This is a genomic window from Bittarella massiliensis (ex Durand et al. 2017) (assembly GCF_017566145.1).
Taxonomy (GTDB): Bacteria; Bacillota; Clostridia; order Oscillospirales; family Ruminococcaceae; genus Bittarella; species Bittarella massiliensis_A.
The window spans coordinates 1-224 of record NZ_JABFCL010000198.1; the positions used below are offsets into that span (position 1 = coordinate 1).

Annotated in this window: 1 protein-coding gene; it reads right to left on the reverse strand. The window is 37.5% G+C overall.

Going from position 1 to position 224, the window contains the following annotated elements:
• On the reverse strand, positions 1 to 224 hold a 224-nt coding region (locus tag HJY11_RS14015), incomplete at both ends, for a hypothetical protein (RefSeq protein ID WP_208076506.1).

Sequence of the window (224 nt, forward strand, 5' to 3'; positions counted from 1 at the left end):
GGTGTCCATGTTATATAATATTTGCCGTTTTGGTATTGAAAACTCGTAATATCACCATCTTTTTCTTCAGCGTGATATGACTTTGAATTAGCAGTTACACTTGCTATCGCTGTACTTGACACTTTAATGTCACCAACATCTACAAACTTAAAAGCTACAGTCGCCTTTTTTTCATCACTATAATGTTCTGCTACAGCTGCCTGAAGCTGTACCAAAAGTGACGC